A 20,542-nucleotide genomic window follows, 5' to 3' on the forward strand; every position below is an offset into this window, starting at 1 on the left:
CCCCCTCCGCTCGCCCCTCACCTTCCGTTCGCCCGCCGCTTCCATCCGCCCGTCCCACCGCGCGTTCGTGCTCATGCGAAAGGCAGCTGTCACCATGGCTCTTCGGCCATTCCTCCCCCATACGGCCCGGACCGCGGCCGTGGTGTTCGCGCTCGCCGCCGGGCTGACCGCCACCTCGGTCGTGATCGGCGCCTCGGACGGGCCGGGCGGGTCCGGCGGCGGCCAGGACGCCGCCCGCGGGGTGCGCCCGGCCGCCGCGCGCTACGAGCAGCTCAGCGGCGACGGCCTGGCCCGGCAGATCGGCGCCATGCAGACCCATCTGCGCGGCGAGCCGAAGGACGCGGAGAGCTGGGCCGGTCTCGGCTCGGCCTATGTCGAGCAGGCCAGGACCAGCGGCGACCCCACCCGCTATCCGCAGGCGGAGAAGGCGTTCGCCCGGTCCCTGGCCCTCCAGCCGCGCGACAACGACGTGGCGCTCGCCGGGCGCGCCTCGCTCGCCGCCGCCCGCCATGACTTCCGGGGCGCGCTGCGCGACGTTGACCAGGCCCTGAAGGTGAACTCCTACAGCCAGGGGGCACTGGCCGTCCGGGTGGACGCCCTCGTCGAGCTGGGCCGCTACCAGGACGCGTACAAGGCCGCCGAGAAGGCCGACTCCCTGCGCCCCGGCATCCCCGTCTTCACCCGCCTCGGCTACGTCCTCGAACTGCGCGGCGACCCGGCCGGGGCGCGCCGCGTGCTGCTGCGCGCACAGGACTCCGCTACCTCGCCAAGCGATATCGCCTACGTCTCGACGGCGCTCGGCCAACTCGCCTGGAACCAGGGCGAGTACGACACCGCGCGGCGCGCCTACTCCACCGCGCTGCGCGCCGTTCCCGGCTATCTCCCGGCGCTGGAGGGGCGCGGCCGCACCTCGGTCGCGGACGGCCGTCAGAAGGCGGGGATCCGCGATCTGGAGGCGGTCGTACGGCGCTATCCGCTGCCCGCGGAGCTCGCGGCGCTGGGCGAGGCGTACGAGGCGCGGGGCGACCGCTCCCTGGCGCGCCGGCAGTACTCGGTGGTCGGCACCTGGATCACGCTCGCGCGGGCCAACGGTGTGGCGACCGACCTGGACAGCGCGCTGGTGGCGGCCGACCACGGCGAGGTGAAGGAGGCGCTGAAGGCGGCCCGAGCCGAGTGGGACCGGCGGCGGACGGTGCACACGGCCGACGCGCTGGCGTGGGCACTGCACCGCAACGGCGAGGACGAGAAGGCCCTGGAGTACGCCGAGCGCGCCGCCGGGCCCGGCTACCGCAACGCGGCGTTCCTCTACCACCGGGGCGTCATCGAGAAGTCCCTCGGCGACGACAAGTCGGCCCGCCGCCATCTGAAGGCCGCGCTCGACCTCAACCCGGGCTTCTCCCCGACCGGCGCGCGGGCGGCGAAGGCGGCGCTGAAGGCGCTGGGGGGTGCCCGATGACCTTTCCGCACCCCGCCCCGTCCCGAGCGGCCTCCCGCCCCCGAACCCCCACCGGCGAAACCCGGGGCACGCCCCCGAAGCGGCGCACCCGTTGGCGGCTGACGGCCGCCGGTGTGCTGATGGCGGCCGTCGCGCTGGTGGTGCTCCCCACCGGGAGCGCCGAGGCGCACCCGCTCGGCAACTTCACCGTCAACCGTTACGACGGGCTGGTGGTCACCCCCGGGACGCTGCGGGTCGACCATGTCGAGGACCTCGCCGAAATCCCGTCCGCCCAGGCGAAGCCGGAGATCGACCGCGACGGCGACGACACGCTGTCCGGGCGGGAGTTGGGCGCGTGGGCGGCGCGGCGGTGCGCGAGCGCGGCGAAGGGGGCGCGGCTGACCGTCGACGGGCGCCAGGTGCCCGTACGCGACGGGCGCGCCCGGGCGCGCCAGCGCCCCGGCCAGGCCGGGCTGCCGACGCTGCGGGTGGAGTGCGGGCTGACGGCCGCACTGGGGCACGGCGAACGGGCGACGGTCGCGTATCGCCCACAGGACATCGGTACCGGCCCCGGCTGGCGGGAGGTGACCGCGCAGGGCGACCGTATGACGCTCACCGACGCCGACGTCCCCAAGACCTCGGCCTCCCACCGGCTGACCCGCTATCCGGCGGGGCAGCTCTCCTCGCCGCCCGATCAGCGGTCGGCCGCGCTGAGCGTCACAGCGGGCGGCCCCGCGCTCGCCGCCACGGCACAGTCCGGCCGGGACGACGCGATCGGCTCGTCGGTGCTGCCGCGCGGTGTGGACCGCTGGACACAGGCGCTCACCTCCATGGTGGCGCGCCATGACATCACCCTCCGCTTCGCCCTTACCGCCTTCGCCACCGCCGTACTGCTGGGCGCGATGCACGCCCTGGCCCCCGGCCACGGCAAGACGATGATGGCGGCGGCCGCCGCGGCGGGCGGGCGCAGCGCGCTGCGCGATGTGCTGGCGCTGGGCGCGTCGGTGACGGTCACGCACACCTTGGGGGTGTTCTCGCTGGGGCTGCTGGTCACGGCGGGTTCGGCGGCGGCCCCGTCGGTGATCTCATGGCTGGGCATCGCGAGCGGCGTGCTGGTGGCGGTGGCCGGGGCGGGGCTGCTCCGCAAGGCGCTGCGCCACCACAGGCAGGCGCGCGCCCAGCACCACGGCCACGATCACGACCACGGTCATGACCACACGCACGGCCATGCACACGACCACGAGCATGACCACGCACACGGCCACGCGCATACGCACACGCACGACCACGGCGACGGTCACACCCACACCCATGAGGTGCGGCCCACTCTGCGCGGCACGCTGCTGCTCGGCTTCGCCGGGGGCATGGTGCCCAGCCCCTCCGCCGTCATCGTGCTCGTCGGCGCGGCCGCGCTGGGCCAGGCGTGGTTCGGCTTCGTCCTGGTGGTGGCGTACGGGCTCGGGCTGGCGCTGACGCTCACGCTGGCCGGGTTCGCCGCGGTGCGCCTGGGCGTGCGGGCCACGGAGCGGCTGGCGGCCCGTAAGGCGTCGGGGGGCCGGATCGACCGGCTGCTGGGGGCGGTGCGCCGCGCCTCGCCCGTCGGAACCGCCGCCGTGGTGCTCGCGCTGGGGTGTGGACTGGTGCTGAGGGGGGCGGCGACCACGCTCGGATGAGGTGGACCCAGGCCGAGTCGCCCGGTGACCACGGCCGGCGAGGAGGCCCCGACAGCCGGGGCCTCCTCTTCTGTGTGTGGTGGCGGGTGACGGTCAGGCGGCCGAGCTGAAGACCGGGAGGTAGCCACCGGACTGGCCGGCGGGGGTGGGGTGGTAGGACTCCTCGACGGGGAGGGTGACGCTGTTCAGCCAGGCGTCGCCGGAGCAGATCTCATGTCCGGTGAAGGTCGTGGTGACGTCGCCGAAGCTGAAGCCGTGGTCGGCGGCGCGCTTGGCGGTGACGGAGTTGAGCAGATCCGCGCCGCCGTTGATCGCGGCGCGCTCGGCCTCGCTGAGGCCCACGATGCAGGAGCCGCTGAGCTTGTAGAACCGCGGGTAGCCGAGGACGACGACATGCGCGGAGGGGGCCTTGGCGCTGATGGCGTTGTAGACCTGGTCCAGCTTGCCGGGCAGGGTGTTCTGGACGAACGTCTTGGCGCTGTTGACCGCGTTGATGCAGGTGGACTCGGACTGCAGCACGCAGGTCATCATGATGTCGGCGAAGCCGGCGTCGTTGCCGCCGATGGAGATGGAGACGAGACCGGTGCCGGAGCCCAGCGGACCGAGCTGGTTGTTCAGCACATCACCGGTCTTGGCGCCGGAGCAGGCGGTGAAGTTGAAGCTCGAAGGGGCGTGCGCGGCGGCCCAGAGCGCGGGGTACGCCTTGCTGCTGCGCTTACAGCTACCGCTGGAGCTGTCGTAGCTGCCCGAGCCGAGGCCGGATGAGTAGGAGTCGCCCAGCGCCACATAGGCGGGGCCCGCGCTGTTCTCGGTGGCATGGGCTGCGCCGGCCCCGGTGAGGGCGAGGACGGCACCGACGACGAACGCACCCATCGTCGCCGTGAGTCTGGACAGTTTCATTCGATCTCCCTAGCAGGATCACTGCTGTGCCGATATGAGGCGCGATTGCGCGAAAAATAGGCAATCGCGTTCGAAACCGTCAGCCACGCCGCCAGGGATCGATTTCAGCGGTGTGACATGGATATGTCATCCCGCGTAAACGGCCGATCTATGCGGGTAGTTGGCAAAAATCTTTCGATCCATGGCCGATACGTCCATAGGTCGGACGGAATACGGATGAGTCACCACGCCCCGCCCGAACTCACCCGGCGCACGACCGGCGCACAGGGCGCGACCAGCCCTGATGGGCACTCAACCCCTGCGCCCGCCATGGACCGTTCGCACACTTTCTCCGTCTTGACGGCATCCGTCGACTGCGCGACATTGAAGCCCGGCATCCGGCGCTTCGGGGGGCAAAGACGCCAATGCATACCATCACTGACAAGAGACCGGCGGGTGGGGATTCGCTGCCGGTGATCGCGGGCGCCGCGGTCGGCATCGCGGCCATCGGCGCGGCACTCGCGCTGGCCGACGTCCACTCGCCACTGCGGGCCCCGTTCACGCTGTTCTTCCTGCTCGCCGCGCCCGCGCTGGCCATCGGCAGCGCTCTGCGCGGGCTGGACGCGCTGATCCGCCCGGTGCTGGCGGTGGCGGGCGCGCTCGCGCTGGATCTGCTGGTGGCGCAGGCGATGCTCGCGCTGCGGCTGTGGTCGGCGCGCGGCGGGGTGGCGGCGGTCGGGGTCGTGAGCCTGCTGATCCTGGTGCCGGTGCTGCTCACCCGCCTCACCCGGCGACGGCATATGACCCAGAGTCAGGAATAGATACGTGAAGATCGGTGTGTACCGCCCGGGGGAGCTGACGGCGGCCGACCGGGCGGTGTGGACGGCCATGCAGTCACAGGCGCATCTGCTCGGCGCGCCGGAGCTGGCGAACCCCTTTCTGTCACCGGAGTTCACGCTGGCCGTCGGCCACTGCAGACGCGGGGTGCGGATCGCGGTGGTCCGCGAGGAGGGGGAGCCGGTGGCCTTCTTCCCTTTTCAGCGGACCCGGCTCGGGGTGGGGCGGGCGATCGGTCTCGGCCTCTCGGACGCCCAGGGTCTGGTGCACCGGCCGGGGTTCCAGTGGGACGCCCGGGAGCTGCTGCGCGCATGCTCCCTGGCCGTCTGGGAGTTCGACCATCTGGTGGAGGGGCAGAAGCCGTTCGCGGTGGGGGCCCGTGGCTCCTTCCCCTCCCCCGTGATCGATGTGGAGCGGGGCTATGAGGCGTATCTGGCCCGGCTGCGCGACCGGTCGCCGAGGTTCACCCGCACCACGCTGGCCAAGGAGCGCAAGCTGGGCCGGGACGTGGGCGAGGTGCGCTATGTGCACGACGAGCGCGATCCGGCCGTACTGCGCACCCTGATCGGCTGGAAGTCCGCGCAGTACCGCAGGACCGGGCGCAGCGACCGGTTCGCCCGGCCGTGGATCATCCGGCTGGTGGAGCAGCTCTTCCACACCCGCGGCGCCTCCTGCCAGGGGCTGCTGTCGGTGCTGTACGCGGGCGAGCGGCCGGTCGCCGCGCACTTCGGGCTGTGCTCGGAGCGGGTGCTCGCCTGCTGGTTTCCGGCCTACGACCCGGCATATGCCAAATACTCGCCCGGACTTGTGCTGCATCTGCGCATGGCGGAAGGGGCCGCCGCGCAGGGTGTGGACTATCTCGATCTCGGGCGCGGTGAGAAGGAATACAAGGACTCCCTGAAAACACGCGATCTCAGCGTGTCGGAGGGGTGGGTGACGCGCCACCATCCGGTGGCGCTCGGTCACCGGGCACGGCGCGCCCCGGTGCGCGCACTGCGCAATACCGTGGTTTCCCGGCCGGAGCTCTTCGGGCCGGCCGACCGGGTGCTCAAAAGCATGGGCAGCCTTCGGAAAAGGAACCCACAAGACTGACGAACAAAATTACCAAGGGGGGTGTAGCCGCAACCGGCTTGCCATACAGTTTGCGACGTCAATACCGTCGCACTTCCACCCGTGTCGGGACCATCATTTCAGGCGGCTCCAGGGGAGGGGCTTCATAGCGTCGCGATGGCTCTCGGGGCGGGAAACGCGGTAGGGGGGTGCCGCGTCCGGCTGTCCTGAATCCTTTTGGGATGCGCCGTGCACGCGGGCCGCGAGGCCAGTAACACCAGCCAGCTTGCCTTGCCTTGGCCGGCAGTCCATGCCGTCATGCGCGGGTGAGAACCCCCCTTTCGAACCGGATACACCAAAGGACTGTCCGGGGGGCGGACGGTCCACCGGACGAGAGGGAAAACAGACTCATGAGCTCCTTTGTGCGCCCGGCCGCGCCGGAAATCGATCCGGCGGCCCGTACACATCCGTACCGCCCGGTGTCCTCTCATCTCGCGATTGCGCCACCGGTGAGCGTCGTGATTCCGGCGATGAACGAGGCCGAGAATCTTCCGTACGTTTTCAAAACCCTTCCCGACTGGATCCATGAAGTGGTCCTGGTCGACGGCAATTCCACCGACGACACGGTCCGCGTGGCCCGGGAACTGTGGCCCGAGGTGAAAGTCGTGTCGCAATCCGGCAAGGGAAAGGGGGACGCGCTCAGCGCCGGATTCGCCGCCTGCACCGGCGACATCGTGGTGATGATCGACGCCGATGGATCCGCCGATGGATCGGAGATCGTCAGCTATGTGTCGGCGCTGGTCTCGGGCGCCGACTTCGCCAAGGGTTCGCGCTTCGCCAACGGCGGCGGCACGGACGACATGACGACGATCCGCAGGCTCGGCAATCGCGCGCTCACCTCGATCGTCAACCGCAAGTTCGGCGCCCGCTACACCGATCTCTGCTACGGCTACAACGCCTTCTGGCGCCACTGCCTCGACGAGATCGCGCTGGACTGCGCCGGGTTCGAGGTGGAGACGCTGATGAACATCCGGGTGGTCAAGGCCGGGCTGCGGGTCCAGGAGATCCCCAGCCATGAGTACGAGCGCATCCACGGCGCCAGCAATCTACGGGCCGTCCGCGACGGGCTGCGGGTGCTGAAGGTGATCCTGCGCGAGCGCGGCGCCCGGCGCCCGCGCCGCCCCGCGGTGGCGCCCGCGGCGGTCCGGGGGGAGGCGTCTTGACGGTTCGCCCGGCTCCGGGGCCGCTGGTGCGGATCTCCGTGGTGATCTGCGTCTACACCGAGGACCGCTGGGGCGACATCCTCGCCGCGGTGGACTCGGTGCGGGCCCAGTCGCTGCCCGCCCACGAGACGCTCCTGGTGGTGGACCACAACGCCGCCCTGCTGCGGCGGCTGACGGACCACTACGGGGACGGCGGGGCGGGCGCGGATCCCGAAACGGCGGCGGATACGGGTCAGGGGGTGCGGGTGCTCGCCAACGCGGGCCCCCGCGGCCTGTCCTCCGGCCGTAACACCGGGATCGCGGCCTCGCACGGCGAGGTGATCGCCTTCCTCGACGACGACGCGGTCGCCGAACGGGACTGGCTGCACCACTTCGCCGCCGCGTACGCCGATCCGCGGGTCATGGCGGTCGGCGGGCGCACCCTCCCGGTGTGGGCGTCGCGCCGCCGTCCGGTCTGGTTCCCCGAGGAGTTCGACTGGGTGGTGGGCTGCACCTACCGGGGGCTGCCGCCGGGGCGGGTGCGAGTGCGCAACGTCCTGGGCGGGAACGCCTCGTTCCGCAGGGAGGCGTTCGACGCCGCCGGGGGCTTCGCGAGCGGTATCGGCAGGGACGGCGACAAGCGGCCGCTGGGCTGTGAGGAGACCGAGCTGTGCATCCGGCTGGCCCGCGCCCGGCCGGACGCGCTGCTGCTGATCGACGACCGCGCGGTGATCCACCACAAGGTGCCCGCCACCCGGGAGCGCTTCGCCTACTTCCGGTCGCGGGCGTACGCCGAGGGCCTCTCCAAGGCCCTGGTGACACGCAGCGTCGGCGCCCAGGCGGGCCTTTCGACCGAGCGCCGCTACACCACCCGGGTGCTGCCCGCGGGCATCGCCCGCGGGCTGCGGGACGCGCTGCTCGGCCGGGCGGGCGGCGCCGGGCGGGCGGGCGCGATCGTGGCGGGGGTCGCGGCGGCGGCGGGCGGCTATGCGGTGGGCACCGCCCGCGCCCGCCGCGGCGGCCCCCGCTTCAGCATCGCCACCCTCCCCGAACGGCCGCCCCCGCCGGGCGGACACCCGGACGAGGGCCGCGAGGCGAGACGGGAGGGGGCGGCATGAGCGGCGCGAACCCAGGCCCGGCGCCGAACACGAGCCCCGGCCCGGTGCCGATCGGCAACCCCGGCCCGGCGCCGAACGCGAGCCCCGGCCCGGTGCCGAAGGCAAACCGCGGCTCCGTGCCGATCCTGATGTATCACGCCGTGGCCAACGCCCCCGCGCGGGCCACCCGTGGGCTGTCCGTCACGCCGGGCGCGTTCGCCGAGCAGATGGCTCTGCTCGGCGAACGCGGCTTCACCCCGGTCAGTTGCGTACGGCTGGCCGACGCCTGGCGCGGCGGCCCCGCGCTGCCGCCCAGACCCGTGGTGGTCACCTTCGACGACGGCTACGAGGGCGTGCACCGCCACGCCCTCCCCGTCCTCGCCCACCACGGCTTCGAGGCCACGCTCTTCGCGGCCACGGGCTGGCTGCGCGGCCCGCACCAGGCAGCAGGCGCCCTGGACCTGATGCTCGACTGGGGCCAGGTACGTGAGCTGGCCGGCGCGGGGGTGGAGATCGGCGCGCACAGCCACACCCACCCCCAGTTGGACCAGCTCTCCGACACCCGGCTGTGGTTCGAGGTGGCCCACTGCCGGGATCTGCTCACGGCCGAACTCGGCCGTCCGCCCGTGTCGTTCGCCTATCCCTACGGCTACTCCAGCCGCCGGGTGCGCCGGGTGGTGCGCTCGGCCGGGTTCGGGGTGTCCCTCGCGGTGGGCAACGCCCTGGCGGCGCGCGGCCAGGGCCCGTACGCACTGCGCCGGGTCACGGTGCGGCGCACCACCCGGATCGGGGAGTTCGAGCGGCTGGTGTCCGGGCGGGCGATCGGCCGCGGCTTCGCCGGGGACCGGGCCCTCACCAAGGGATACGCCATGGTCCGCAGATCCCGTCAGCTCTCACGACAGGTACTACGGAAGGTGACGTGAGCCCGTTGTCCGACACGACCACCCGGGCAGAGGAGCGGACGGCCGCCACCGAGCGGCCGTCCGACGGCCGGAGCGGCGAGCGCGGCATGCTGTTCCGCAACGCCTACGCGCTGATGCTCAACACGGGCATCTCCGCGGTCCTCGGCCTCGGCTTCTGGCTGGCCGCCGCCCGCTACTACGCGGAGGACGCGGTCGGCCAGGGCTCGGCGGCCATCGCCGCGATGAAGCTCCTCGCGGGGCTCACCGCGGTCACCCTGACGGGCGCGCTGGCCCGTTTCATCCCGGTCGCCGGGCGGACCACGGGCCGGCTGGTGTTCAGCACCTACGCGGCCAGTTCGGTGGTCGTGGCGCTGGCCGCGGTGGTCTTCCTGCTCACGCTCAACGCCTGGGGGCCGTCGTACCGCTTTCTGCACGGCCCCCTCCACGGCCTCGGCTTCATCGTCGCGGTCGTGGGCTGGTCGCTGCTGACCCTGCAGGACGGGGTGCTGACCGGGCTGCGCAGCGCGTTCTGGGTGCCGGTGGGCAATACGGTGTTCTCGGCGGCCAAGCTGGTGCTGCTCATCGCGTTCGCCGCGGCGATCCCGACCGCCGGGGTGTTCGTGTCCTGGGTCGCCTCGATCGCGGTGTCCGTACTGCCGCTGGGCTGGCTGGTGCTCCGCCGCCTCGTGCCCCGGCACAGCACGGCGACGGAGGGGAGGGCGCGGCCCGCGGGCTATCGGGAGATGGGCCGCTTCCTCGCCGGGGACTACACCGGGTCGTTGTTCTCGCTCGTGGTGGTCTACGCCGTGCCGGTGATCGTCGCCTCGCAGGTCAGCGCGGCCGACAACGCGTACTTCTACATCACGACCACCATCGGCGGCACGACGAATCTGCTGGCCATCAACATGGGTTCCTCGCTGACCGTCGAGGGCTCGCACGATCCGGCCCGGCTCGCCGAGAACTGCCGGGCGGCGCTGCGGCGGATGGCGCGCATCATGGTCCCGGTCTGTCTCTTCCTCTTCGTCTTCGCCCCCCAGATCCTCGGGGTCTTCGGCGACGGCTACGCGGAGGCCGCCGCACCGCTGCTGCGCTGGTTCGCGGTGGGCGCGGCGCTGCGAGTGGTCATCGAGGTGTACTTCGCGGTGCTGCGGGCACAGAGCCGCACCTCGGGGCTGGCGGTGTTGCAGGGACTGTTGTGTGTGCTGGTGCTGGGGCTGACGTTACTGCTGCTGCCACGGATGGGGCTGACGGGGGCGGGGGTCGCGGAGATCTCCAGCCTGTCGGTGATCGCGTCGATCGCGGCGGTGCGGCTGCGCCGGGTGCTCAAGGGGCACGGTGGGGCCGCCGCCCCGGAGCCGGAGTCCGCCTCCCCGCCCAAGCCGCCTCTGCCGCTGCCGGAGCAGCGCACGGCGCCCGACGGCGATCTCGCGGACCTCGCGGTCTACGGCGACCGCCGCCGCGAGTACGCGGGCCACTACGGCACCCGCTGGGCGCTGCGCGCCGCCCTCGACACGGACACGCTGGCGCTCGGCGTCCGCATGCACTTCCCCGCCACGGATCCGCCGCGAGACGATGACGCCCAGAAACGCCGCTGGGACAAGCGCTACGGGACATCGGCCCCGGAAACGTCACCCCCGGCAGGGGCCACCGAAACGACCACCGAAACGGCCGCACCCGGCGCCGCCCGCCCGGCGCCGGGTGACGCCCACTCGGCCGCGGACGGCCGGTGGCCGGTACTGAGCGCCGGGCTCCGGGGTGCGGCTGACGGCGCCTCCGGCGCGGGACCGGGCGCGGGACCGGGGGGTCGGGGCAGGGGCCCGGACGGCGGCCAGGATGGGGGCCCGGACGGCGGGCCGCATATCCAGGCCGCCGATACGGCCGCCGATACGGCCGCTCCCAAGGACCGGTGGCCGGTGCTGAAGCCCGGCCCCCTGGGGGCGGTTGATCCGAAACGCGGGCAACCCGGTGCGGAACGCGACCCGGCCGTAAGGTCCCAGGCCGCGCGGTGGTGGCCGGTCGCCGCCTCGCCGCTCGGCGAGCTGCCCGATCGGGGCGCCGCCGCCAACGCGTCGCAGGCGCGGAGCGGGGCGGGTGGGATGCACTCGGGGGGCGTGCCCTCGGAGCGGGCCGCGACCGGTCCGGGGACGGACCTGGCCGCACCGCCCGCCTCCGACGCCACCGATGCCGCCGCCGACTCGGCACGGCGATGGGACCGGCGGGGCCTGGCGTCCGCCGGTCCCGCAGAACGGCAGGGCGGCTGGGGGGCCGCCGGGCCCACGGACCGGGCGGACCGGGCGGACACGGCAGGCTCGGCAGGGCCCAGCGGGCGGCGGGCGGGCCGGAAGGGCGCGGTCGCCCTGTGGGGGGTCGCGGCCGGCGGGCTTGCCCTCTACTGGGTGCCGCTGCTGCGCATGGGGGACGCCGATCTCGACCGTATGGGCGGGCTCGGGCTCGTCTCGGTCCTCCCCCGGGCCACTCTCCTCGGTGCCGCGCTGCTCATCGCCGCCTTCGCCGGTGCGCTCCGGCTCGCACGACCCCGGCGCGCCCTGCTGACCGTCGTACTCCTCGCGACCGTCGTCTCGCTGCACGCCGTGCCCGCCGTGCTGGAGGCGCAGCCGCGGTTCCCGACCGCGTGGCAGCACTTGGGGTTCCTGGACTACATCGGCCGGACCGGTCACGCCGTGCCCGATCTCGACGCGCGCTGGAGCTGGCCCGGTTTCTTCGCGGGGGCGGCGTTCCTGGCCCAGGCAGCCGGGGTGCACGACCTCTCCGAGGTGCTGCGCTGGTGGCCCACGCTCCTCCAGTTGCTCTGTCTCGCCCCGCTGATGGTGCTGTTGCGCGCCCTGCGGGCGAGCTGGCGGGCGAAGTGGACCGCGGTGTGGCTGTTCGCGCTCTGCGGCTGGGTGGGCCAGGACTACTTCTCGCCGCAGGGGTTCACCTACCTCCTCTACCTCGTCTTCGTCGCCGTCCTTCTGGTGTGGTTCCGCGAACCCCGGGTGCTGCCCGGTAAGCGGCGGCCGGGTGAGGCGGAGGTGACGGCGGCCACGCCCGCCCAGCGCACAGCGCTGCTGGGCCTCCTGATCACGCTCTTCGCGGCGTCCGTGGCGGCCCATCAGCTCACCCCGTTCGTGATGCTGGGCGTGGTGAGCGCGCTGGTGCTGGTGCGCCGGTCGAATCTGTACGGGCTGCCGCTGCTGTGCGGGGTGATGGTGGCCGTATGGGTGGGGTTCCTGGCGGAGCCGTACTGGTCGGGCCACTGGGACGAGCTGTTCGGCGGGGTGGGCGGGGTGGGCGGCAATGTGTCCTCGTCCGTCTCGGGCCGGATCGAGGGCGGCAGCAGCGTGCACCGGCTGGTGCTCTACGTCCGGGTGGCGCTGGCGGGCGGGGTGCTGGCGCTCGCCTGCTGGGGGGTGCTGCGGCGGCGCGCCACCGGGTTCACCGAGCGTTCGCTGCTGGTGCTGACCTTCGTGCCGTTCCTGGGCTTCGGCATGCAGAGCTACGGCGGTGAGATGGCGCTGCGCGTCTTCATGTTCGCGCTGCCGGGCGCCTGTGTGCTCGGCGCGCTGGCGGTCTTCCCCCGGGTGGGCGCGGACCGCGCGAGGCTGGGTCCGGTGGCCGCGCTGCTGGCCGGGCTGACCCTGATGGCCGGGTTCCTGGTGGCGCGCTGGGGCAATGAGACGTTCGAGAGGGTGCGGCCGGGCGAGGTGGCGGCGATGGAGTACGTCTACGCCCATGACAAGCCGACCGTACGGGTGCTGTGGATGAGCAACGACCCCATCAACAACGTCACCCCCGCGATGCCCTGGGGCGCCCGCGACATGGAACGGGTCCTCTACGAGCCCACCCTGGCCCCGCGCGATCCGGTGCTGGTCGACAGCCTGGTCACGGGGTTGCGCGAGGCCGGACCGCACTCCTATCTGATGGTGGGCCGCGGCCAGTCCGGGTATCTCACCCTCGACTCCGGCTATGACGAGCACTGGCAGGAGCGGCTGCGGCGCTCGCTGGACCAGCACGCCGAGCTGCGCCGGGTGTTCGCCAACGACGACGCGGCGCTGTACGAGCTGAAGCGGCAGCCGAGCGGGCCGGTCGCGGAGCCCGCGCCGGGGCCGTCCGGTCCGCTGGTCACCTGGACGCCCTGGTCGGTGGTGGGGGCGCTGGCGGCGGTGGCGCTGATGCTGCTGCTGGCGGCGCGCGAGGTGCTACGGGTGGCGGTGCGGCCGAGCGTACGGCGGCTGCACTGGCTGCAGGGCTCGTTCTGGTTCGCGCTGCCGCTGCTGGTCGTGGTGGTGGCCGCGCTGGTGCAGCGCTTTGTGACGATGGCGTAGCGACCGCGATGGCGTAGCGACCGCGAAGCGGTGACGAGGGCGGTAGCGATGCCGATGGCGTGGCCACCGTCACCGCTTTCACCGCTTGAGCCAGCGCACCTCGTATCCGTCCATCCCGAACGACCGGCCGTCGACCTTCGCCTTGATCGGCCGGTCGAGGGTGTTGACGACCAGCACCGCGTCATCGTCGGCGAGCACCTGGACGTTGGGCCGGTCGTCGGCGGCGATGTCCACGGAGCGGAAGGCCGTGCCGGGCGGGAACTCCCGGGCGAACCGGCCGAGCAGCTTCATCATGGGCAGCGCACGGCCGCCGTCGTCCAGCTCAGTGGGGCGCCACAGACAGCCGGGGCACCGCTTGCCCGTGGTCTCCGGGTTCCAGTAGAAGGCCGTGGCGGTGCCGCCCTCGGCCAGCCGGATCATCGCGGTGGCCTGGACGGCGGTGCGGCGGCCCTCGCTCCAGCCCGCGCGGTCGTCGCGCCCGTCGGCCGGTTCGACGTACCACTCGGCCCACCACACCGGCAGCCCGGTGGTCCGGCGCAGCCAGCGGGTGACGTCCTGGAACTTCCGCGTGGCCGCGAAGGCGTCCGGGATGAGCCGGTCGCCCTCGCGGGTGTAGCTGGAGCCGTCGACGACGACGAAGTCCGCGCCCGCCTTGTGCTTGTCCCAGTACGTGATCGCGGCGGCGGACCGCTGGTCGAGGGTGCCCCAGGGGCCGCTCACCGCGGCGGAGCCGTCGGCCTCGCCCGGGGCGTCGCTGTCGGCGACCACATACGGGCCGCCGACCTGGTTGCCGGGGTTCTGCTTCTTCAGCTCGCGGTAGACCAGGTTGTAGAGCCGGGTGTAGCCCTCGTAGTTCCAGCGCTTCTCGCCGTCGTCGTAGAAGCCCTTGAACTCGTTCCACACGATGAAGTGGCGCACCTGCGGATAGCGCTGGGCGATCTTTCCCGCGAGCGCGGCGAAGTCCTTGTAGTGCTCGGGGGTGGGCGCGGTCTCCAGGGCCTCCTGCGACCAGTCCGTACGTCCCGGCTCGCCGCCCTTCATCCAGTCGGGCGCACAGCACAGGGTGAGCACGGGCGCGGTGCCGGTCTTGCGCATCAGGGCGATGCGGCGGTCGAGGTCCGCGAAGTCGTAGTGGCCCGGGGACGGCTCGGGGTTGCCCGCGCCCCAGCCCATGATGTGCTGGTTCTGCGGCATCGGCCGGCCGGACAGCAGGGCGCTCGCGGCCTTACGGCCGCTTTCCGTGCCCTGGTCGGCGCTGTACTGGGTATGGGTGAATCCCCAGCCCAGCCCCCCGGCGCCGGCCTTCCCGCGCTCCGACTCCGATTCCTGCCGCCCCTCGCCCGCGCCGGGCCCGCCGGAGCAGGTGGCCGCCAGCAGTGCCAGCGTGACCATGCCGACACCGAGCAGCGCGCCGGTCCGCCGGCGCCTCTTTTGCCATAACCTGGCCAACCCGCCCCGTTCCCTTCCCTGACGCCCCACAACGGGTAAGAGTATCCGTGAACGCCCCCATTCCAGTGGGGTTCCGTGGAACAGCTCGGTAAACGGCCACAAACCTTGGTGCGCCCTCGCCCCCAGTCCTGGATCATGGGGCCGGGTGCGCTGACCGACGCACCGGCCCCCCGTTCTCAGGAGGCAGACCCTGCCTACGACACCCGCCGAAGAGTCCCTTCCCATCCGGCTCAACGTCGACGACAGCGATTCGCCGTCCGATGTCGTCGACGCGCTCTTCCTGGGGCGCTTCGCGACCGGCGAGCAGCCGTACGCCCGCAGTCACTCCGTCGACCGGGTGCGGTCGGGCGCGACGCTGCTGCCGCCGTCCGCCACCGTGCTGCGCGCGGCCTGCGACGACGACCGCAGCGCGACGCTCGCCGAGGGCGACGGCTGGACGCTGCTGATCTCCCGGTGGAACCGGGGGGCCGATGTGACCGTGACCGCCGTCGACGACGCCCTGGCCGAGAAGGTGCTCCACCAGGCCGTCGACGGCGCGGAGGACGAGCCGGAACCCCAGCCGGAGAACGTGTCGATGGGCTTCTGGTACGTCTCGCCGCGCCGCGGACCGCATCGCACCTCGCGGCAGATCTCGGCCGGGACCTGGGAGGAGATCCGCGGCAACTACACGGCGCCGGTCGCGGAGGCCATGGACGGGCTGATGAAGGTCACCCCGGACGACATCGCCGGCCGCCTCCTGCTGCTGCACGGCCCGCCCGGCACCGGCAAGACCTCGGCGCTGCGCACCCTGGCCCGGTCCTGGCGGGAGTGGTGCCAGGTGGACTGCGTCCTGGACCCGGAGCGGCTCTTCACCGACGTCGGCTATCTGATGGACATCGCCATCGGCGAGGACGACGGCACGGCCAAGGGGCGCTGGCGGCTGCTGCTCCTGGAGGACTGCGACGAGCTGATCCGCGGCGAGGCCAAGCACACCGCGGGCCAGGCGCTGTCCCGGCTGTTGAACCTGACGGACGGTCTGCTCGGCCAGGGGCGCAATGTGCTGGTCGGGGTGACCACCAACGAGGATCTGGAACGGCTGCATCCGGCGGTGGTCCGCCCCGGCCGGTGCCTGGCCCGGATCGAGGTCGGCAAGCTGACGCGGACGGAGGCGGTCGGCTGGCTCGGCGGGGAGGTCGACGACCGGGAAGGTGTGATCGGGCGGGACGGGGCGACGCTCGCGGAGCTGTACGCGCTGCGGCGCGGCACCCGGCCGCCCGCCGTGCCGTCGCAGCCGGGGGACGCGAACGCGGGGCTGTATCTGTGAACCCGCCCCCGGGGGCCGCCGCCCGCGGGACGGCCACCGGGGGCCGGTGAGCCGGCCCGCCTCCGGGGGCTTGTGAGATGCCCACGGGGCCCCGTGGCCCGGGCCCCGTGGGGCCCGCTCCCGTGGGGCCCGGCTCAGGCGTACAGCTCCCGCAGCCGGACCGACAGGCAGGTCACACAGCCCTCCATCTTCTCGAACTCGCTGATGTCCACCGGCACCGGCTCATAGCCGAGATCGGCGAACAGCTCGGCGCTGCGCGGCGCGCTCTCCGCCATCAGCAGCTTTCCGCCGCCGAGCAGCACCACATGGGCGCCGGACTCCTCGGGAACGGGGAGGAAGCGGTCGAAGGCGTCAGGGTCGTCGACCAGCGGCGGATAGCCGATGACGGTGCCGTCCGGCAGCGCGGTGACCGCCGACTTGAGGTGGAGCACCTTGCTGACCGGTACGGCCACCACCCGTGCGCCCAGCGGCTCCAGCGCGGCGCGAAGCTGGCGGATGCCGTCGCCGTTGGTGCGTCCGCCGCGTCCCACGTATACGGTGTCGCCGACCTTCAGGACGTCGCCGCCCTCCAGCGTGCCCGGCTCGCGGATCCGGTTCAGCGAGCAGCCGAGCCCGGTCACGGCCTCCTCCGTCGTCACGGTCTCGGGCCTGCGGGACTCGGCTCCGGGGCGGGCGATCACCGCGACGTTCCGGTGGACGACCATGGTGTCCTCGACGAACACCCCGTCCGGGCAGTCGTCCACCGGCGGCAGCTCCACCGTCTCCCAGCCGTGCGCACGCAGCGCCACGACATAGACCTCCCACTGCCGCAGCGCCAGCGCGGCGTCGACCGGGGTGCGGTCGATATGGGTGACGAGCCCGTCGGCGAGGCGGGGGCTGGGGCGTCGGACGAGGGCTTTGCGGCTGGTCATGGGGGACAGCATGGCAGGCGGAGCACCGGCGCAGGGAGCGGCGGAGGTTCAGGCGGGGTCTCCGTAGGCGGCCCGCAGGGCGTCCTCGACGGCGGCGAGGGCTGCCGCGCGGTCCAGACCTAGGCGGCGCGCCCGCTGGACATAGGTCTGGGCGGCCTCGGCGGCCTGGCGCCGTGCCGCGTCACCCGCCGCCGCGATGAAGGTGCCGTGGCGGCCACGGGTCTCGATCACACCGTCCGCCTCCAGGGCCCGGTACGCCTTGGCGACGGTGTTCGCCGCCAGCCCCAGCTCCTCGGCGAAGCCCCGTACGGTGGGCAGTTTGTAGCCCACGGGAAGCGCGCCGGAGCGGGCCAGCTCGGCGATCTGCGCGCGGATCTGCTCGAAGGGGGCGGTCGCCGCGTCCTGGTCGACGGTGATCTGCAAGGCCACGTGGGGCTCCTGGGGCGTGGGTGGGGTGGTTTGTGGCCCCCATTGTGTGCCAGGTCGGGCGCTGCCCGGCCGATGGTCAGTGCGGTCGGCGCAGTCCCGCGATGAGCAGCTCGACCAGGTGACGTGTGTTGTAGCGGGGGTCGGTGCCGGCGCCCGCGCAGAGGCTGCCGACGCCGCGCATGAGCTCGTAGGCGTCCTGGCCGGTGCGGATCTCGCCCGCGTCGGCCGCGGCGTCGAGGAGCTGGGTGCATACGGGCAGGAGCCGGTCGAGGAAGTAGGAGTGCAGGGGGTCGAAGCAGGGGTCGTCGGACTGCAGCACGGCCGCGAGCCCGTGCTTGGTGACCAGGAAGTCGACAAAGAGATCGATCCAGCGCCCCAGGGCGGCGTGCGGAGTCTCGCTGGTCTCCCGCAGGGCCGGACCGGCCTCGGCGAGGGCCTCGACCTGGTGCCGGTAGACGGCGACGATGAGATCCGCCCGCGTCGGGAAGTGGCGGTAGATCGTGGCCGTGCCGACGCCCGCCTTGGCCGCGATATCGCGTATCGGCGCTTCGACGCCCGAGGTGACGAAGACCGCGGCGGCCGCTTCGAGCAGGGCCTTCTCGTTGCGCCGCGCGTCCGCCCGCTTGGGCCGGGCCGCGCGCCCCGCGTCTCGATCGTTGTCGTTCACCGCACCCTTCCCTTCGCCGCCGAGTCTAACTAAACGGGACAGCGTCCCGTAACCTCTGATCGTCAGAGCGGGGTCAGACGGCCGGGGCCCTCCGGGGCATACGCGATCGGGTCGTCCGGCTCGTGCCAGTGGAGGGCGAAGCGGTGGCCCGCGCGGTACGCCTCGAGGCCCGCGCGGCAGTACGCCACCATGTCGTCCGGCAGCGCGTCCAGCGGGAACCAGCCGAGCTCGGAGCACTTCTCCGGCTCCCGATTGACGGGCTGCCGCCCGCCCTCCCTCAGCTCCGCCTCGAAGAACCACCCCGTACGGGCCGCCCCCGTGGGCGCCTTGTGCTGCAGCACGAGGACCGCCCGCACCTCGTCCGGGCCCAGGGTGAGGCCGATCTCCTCGGCCGTCTCGCGGAGCATCGCGGTGCGGACGTCCTCGCCGTCCTCGACATGCCCGGAGGGGGCATGCAGCAGCCCATCCGCATAGCCCGTGTTGGCACGGCGGGCGAGCAGCACCTCATCCCCGCGGCGCAGGATCAAATGAACGTCCACGATCTCGGCATGGCGCCGAGCCGGTGCGAGGCCGGCCACCAGGGCATACCGCTCGTCGCGCACGGCCCGCCCCCACAGCGCCGCGTCCGGCCCGAGCTGCTCGACCGACAGCCGCTCCGTCAGCGGCCCGACCAGCGCGGACAGCTCGGCGGCGGGCAGCCCGACGGGGTCGGACTCGCCCCACCGCCCCTCGATCAGCACCAGCCGCCCGCCCGGCCGCAGCAGCCGGGCCCAACGGCGCAGCACCGCCTGCCGGTCCGGCAGCATCCACAGCAGATGCCGGACCAGGACGACATCGAAACTCCCCTCCCCCACGGGCGGCTCCGCCGCGTCCCCGACCAGCACGGTGGCCCCCGTCCCGGCCAGCTTCGCCCGCGCCAGCTCAACCATCCGAGGCGAGCGATCGACCCCCGTCACCCGATGCCCCCGCTCGGCCGCGAGCAGCGCGAGACTCCCCGTGCCACACCCGAGGTCGAGCACATCCCCGGCCCGCCCGGGCAGCCACCCCCACAGCCGCGCGGCCCACGCCTCCCGCACGGCCGGATCCCGCAGCCCATGATCCGGCTCGTTGTCGAAGTCCGCGGCGGCGGCGTCCCAGTAGGCGGTGGTCGAGGTATCGGCGCACATGCCGAGATGGTCGCACCCACCACTGACAACGCACCTTGGGTGCCGTCACCATGGGCCCATGCCGCCCTCATCCCGCTCCTCACTCGCCACGTCGTTCAACGCCATCGCCGCCCAGTACGCGGCCGTCCGGCCCGGCTATCCGCCGGAACTGTTCGCGATGGTGGAGGAGTTCGCGGGGAGGCCGCTCGACGGGGCCGATGTGCTGGACGTGGGCGCGGGCACGGGCATCGCCACCCGGCTGCTGACCGAGCGCGGGGCGCGCGTCGTGGCCGTGGAACCGGGCGCGGGCATGGCGGCCGAGCTGCGGAGCGCCCTGCCACGGACCCCGCTGGTGCGGGGCGACGGCAACGCGCTCCCGTTCGCGGACGGCGTCGCCGATCTCGTCACCTACGCCCAGTCCTGGCACTGGACCGACCCGGCGCGCTCGGTCCCCGAGGCCGTCCGGGTGCTCCGGCCCGGTGGCGCCCTCGCGCTGTGGTGGAACGTCCCGGACACCGACGTCCCGTGGCTGGCGCGGCAGGAGGCCCGACTGGCCGAGCGCTGCCCCGCCTACCGCCCGCCCGGCTTCCCCGCCACGGCCGCCGGGCTGCTCACGCCGTTCGGGCTCGATACGCTGTCGGGCACCGTCCGCTGGTCACGGACGATCACCGTGGAGGACCGGCTGCGCACCCTCGGCAGCCACTCCTACCTCGCCGTGATGAGCGCCGCCGAGGCGGACGCGGTGCTGAGCGCGGAACGGGCGGAGCTGCTCGCGCGGTTCCCGGACGGGGCGCTGGTCGAACCATTCGTCGTGGACGTCACCGTGGGGAGGCCCGCAGCGCGAGAATAGGTACCCGCGGTACCCCCGGTAGCCGTTCCGCCGCCCTGAAGAAGACCAGTGATGGAGCACAGCCGCTGGAAGCGGGCGGGCGAACGTAAGCTCGCGGAGGGGTACCAGGAGTCCGCCGAGATCGAGCAGGAGCGCCAGGAGCACCGTCTGTCCATGGCGCTGGCCAAAGTCGTCTACGACCGCCGCACGGAGCTGGGCCTGTCCCAGACCGAACTGGCCGCCCGGTCCGGGCTGACCCAGGCCAAGATCTCCCGGATCGAGGGGTCCGACTCCGTGCCCACGCTGCCTTTCCTCGCGAAGCTGGCCAAGGGGCTGAACGCGTCACTGAACATCGCCATCGACGAGGCCGACGCACACGTGACCCTCACCGCCCACGAAGCCGCCTAGG

At 73.0% G+C, this 20,542-nt stretch carries 17 protein-coding genes; 11 read left to right on the plus strand and 6 right to left on the minus strand.

Annotated features, from left to right (window positions below; translation table 11 throughout):
* Nucleotides 1–94 precede the first annotated feature (94 nt).
* Together CGL27_RS12505 and CGL27_RS12510 are read left to right on the plus strand one after the other, a co-directional pair.
* Nucleotides 95–1,456, plus strand: a complete 1,362-nt coding sequence (locus CGL27_RS12505) for a tetratricopeptide repeat protein (RefSeq protein ID WP_240450480.1) — start codon at nt 95–97, stop codon at nt 1,454–1,456.
* The gene (locus CGL27_RS12510) at nt 1,453–3,108 is read left to right on the plus strand and encodes a sulfite exporter TauE/SafE family protein (protein ID WP_119986623.1); all 1,656 of its coding nucleotides are present in this window, start codon (nt 1,453–1,455) and stop codon (nt 3,106–3,108) included. Before CGL27_RS12505 ends, CGL27_RS12510 begins: the two co-directional genes overlap by 4 nt.
* A 93-nt stretch (nt 3,109–3,201) precedes the next feature.
* Here the strand turns inward: CGL27_RS12510 and CGL27_RS12515 are convergent, their stop codons facing one another.
* Nucleotides 3,202–4,008, minus strand: a complete 807-nt coding sequence (locus CGL27_RS12515; RefSeq protein WP_078640610.1) for an SGNH/GDSL hydrolase family protein — start codon at nt 4,006–4,008, stop codon at nt 3,202–3,204.
* A gap of 404 nt (nt 4,009–4,412) precedes the next feature.
* On the opposite strand from CGL27_RS12515, the gene CGL27_RS12520 reads away from it, so the two are divergent.
* From CGL27_RS12520 to CGL27_RS50950, 6 genes are all read left to right on the plus strand, one after another.
* Complete coding sequence (locus tag CGL27_RS12520) at nt 4,413–4,808, plus strand: hypothetical protein (RefSeq protein WP_119986625.1); 396 nt, start codon at nt 4,413–4,415, stop codon at nt 4,806–4,808.
* Nucleotides 4,809–4,812: 4 nt separating this feature from the next.
* On the plus strand, nt 4,813–5,916 hold the full coding sequence (locus CGL27_RS12525; protein WP_119986627.1) for a GNAT family N-acetyltransferase: 1,104 nt from the start codon (nt 4,813–4,815) through the stop codon (nt 5,914–5,916).
* A gap of 368 nt (nt 5,917–6,284) precedes the next feature.
* A complete protein-coding gene (locus tag CGL27_RS12530; RefSeq protein WP_014059617.1) occupies nt 6,285–7,097 on the plus strand; it encodes a glycosyltransferase family 2 protein in 813 nt (270 codons plus the stop codon).
* Nucleotides 7,094–8,194 (plus strand): glycosyltransferase family 2 protein, encoded by a 1,101-nt coding sequence (locus CGL27_RS12535; protein WP_240450481.1) that lies wholly within the window; start codon nt 7,094–7,096, stop codon nt 8,192–8,194. The genes CGL27_RS12530 and CGL27_RS12535 overlap by 4 nt, the downstream gene beginning before the upstream one ends.
* Nucleotides 8,195–8,322: 128 nt before the next feature.
* Complete coding sequence (locus CGL27_RS12540) at nt 8,323–9,096, plus strand: polysaccharide deacetylase family protein (protein ID WP_240450973.1); 774 nt, start codon at nt 8,323–8,325, stop codon at nt 9,094–9,096.
* 113 nt (nt 9,097–9,209) lie between these two features.
* On the plus strand, nt 9,210–13,400 hold the full coding sequence (locus CGL27_RS50950) for a polysaccharide biosynthesis C-terminal domain-containing protein (RefSeq protein WP_240450974.1): 4,191 nt from the start codon (nt 9,210–9,212) through the stop codon (nt 13,398–13,400).
* 78 nt (nt 13,401–13,478) lie between these two features.
* Here CGL27_RS50950 and CGL27_RS12555 read toward each other — a convergent pair whose 3' ends face one another.
* A complete protein-coding gene (locus CGL27_RS12555) occupies nt 13,479–14,792 on the minus strand; it encodes a xylan 1,4-beta-xylosidase (RefSeq protein ID WP_162952968.1) in 1,314 nt (437 codons plus the stop codon).
* Between the two features lie 247 nt (nt 14,793–15,039).
* On the opposite strand from CGL27_RS12555, the gene CGL27_RS12560 reads away from it, so the two are divergent.
* Complete coding sequence (locus CGL27_RS12560) at nt 15,040–16,152, plus strand: DUF5925 domain-containing protein (protein WP_014059621.1); 1,113 nt, start codon at nt 15,040–15,042, stop codon at nt 16,150–16,152.
* Between the two features lie 134 nt (nt 16,153–16,286).
* Here CGL27_RS12560 and ddaH read toward each other — a convergent pair whose 3' ends face one another.
* From ddaH to CGL27_RS12580, 4 genes are all read right to left on the minus strand, one after another.
* Nucleotides 16,287–17,063 carry a dimethylargininase gene (ddaH, locus tag CGL27_RS12565; RefSeq protein ID WP_119994365.1) on the minus strand — a complete coding sequence of 259 codons (777 nt, stop codon included), beginning with the start codon at nt 17,061–17,063 and terminating at the stop codon, nt 16,287–16,289.
* Nucleotides 17,064–17,111: 48 nt separating this feature from the next.
* Nucleotides 17,112–17,492, minus strand: a complete 381-nt coding sequence (locus tag CGL27_RS12570; RefSeq protein WP_078640617.1) for a GntR family transcriptional regulator — start codon at nt 17,490–17,492, stop codon at nt 17,112–17,114.
* A 76-nt stretch (nt 17,493–17,568) separates the two neighbouring features.
* Nucleotides 17,569–18,159 carry a TetR/AcrR family transcriptional regulator gene (locus CGL27_RS12575; RefSeq protein ID WP_119986633.1) on the minus strand — a complete coding sequence of 197 codons (591 nt, stop codon included), beginning with the start codon at nt 18,157–18,159 and terminating at the stop codon, nt 17,569–17,571.
* Between the two features lie 62 nt (nt 18,160–18,221).
* A complete protein-coding gene (locus CGL27_RS12580; RefSeq protein WP_119986635.1) occupies nt 18,222–19,325 on the minus strand; it encodes a methyltransferase domain-containing protein in 1,104 nt (367 codons plus the stop codon).
* Nucleotides 19,326–19,383: 58 nt separating this feature from the next.
* On the opposite strand from CGL27_RS12580, the gene CGL27_RS12585 reads away from it, so the two are divergent.
* Complete coding sequence (locus CGL27_RS12585) at nt 19,384–20,154, plus strand: class I SAM-dependent methyltransferase (protein ID WP_119986638.1); 771 nt, start codon at nt 19,384–19,386, stop codon at nt 20,152–20,154.
* A 51-nt stretch (nt 20,155–20,205) separates the two neighbouring features.
* On the plus strand, nt 20,206–20,541 hold the full coding sequence (locus tag CGL27_RS12590) for a helix-turn-helix transcriptional regulator (RefSeq protein WP_119986639.1): 336 nt from the start codon (nt 20,206–20,208) through the stop codon (nt 20,539–20,541).
* The last annotated feature ends 1 nt before the right edge of the window (nt 20,542 follow it).

This window comes from Streptomyces sp. 11-1-2 (assembly GCF_003595545.1).
GTDB lineage: Bacteria > Actinomycetota > Actinomycetes > Streptomycetales > Streptomycetaceae > Streptomyces > Streptomyces hygroscopicus_B.

Bases quoted from the DNA above. Each gene is read 5' to 3' on its own strand.
- CGL27_RS12530 (WP_014059617.1), top strand. From the start codon at position 6,285: ATGAGCTCCTTTGTGCGCCCGGCCGCGCCGGAAATCGATCCGGCGGCC.
- CGL27_RS12505 (WP_240450480.1), top strand. From the start codon at position 95: ATGGCTCTTCGGCCATTCCTCCCCCATACGGCCCGGACCGCGGCCGTG.
- CGL27_RS12555 (WP_162952968.1), bottom strand. From the start codon at position 14,792: ATGGTCACGCTGGCACTGCTGGCGGCCACCTGCTCCGGCGGGCCCGGC.
- CGL27_RS12580 (WP_119986635.1), bottom strand. From the start codon at position 19,325: ATGTGCGCCGATACCTCGACCACCGCCTACTGGGACGCCGCCGCCGCG.
- CGL27_RS12540 (WP_240450973.1), top strand. From the start codon at position 8,323: ATGTATCACGCCGTGGCCAACGCCCCCGCGCGGGCCACCCGTGGGCTG.
- ddaH (WP_119994365.1), bottom strand. From the start codon at position 17,063: ATGACCAGCCGCAAAGCCCTCGTCCGACGCCCCAGCCCCCGCCTCGCC.
- CGL27_RS12515 (WP_078640610.1), bottom strand. From the start codon at position 4,008: ATGAAACTGTCCAGACTCACGGCGACGATGGGTGCGTTCGTCGTCGGT.
- CGL27_RS12590 (WP_119986639.1), top strand. From the start codon at position 20,206: ATGGAGCACAGCCGCTGGAAGCGGGCGGGCGAACGTAAGCTCGCGGAG.
- CGL27_RS12510 (WP_119986623.1), top strand. From the start codon at position 1,453: ATGACCTTTCCGCACCCCGCCCCGTCCCGAGCGGCCTCCCGCCCCCGA.
- CGL27_RS50950 (WP_240450974.1), top strand. From the start codon at position 9,210: ATGCTCAACACGGGCATCTCCGCGGTCCTCGGCCTCGGCTTCTGGCTG.
- CGL27_RS12585 (WP_119986638.1), top strand. From the start codon at position 19,384: ATGCCGCCCTCATCCCGCTCCTCACTCGCCACGTCGTTCAACGCCATC.
- CGL27_RS12520 (WP_119986625.1), top strand. From the start codon at position 4,413: ATGCATACCATCACTGACAAGAGACCGGCGGGTGGGGATTCGCTGCCG.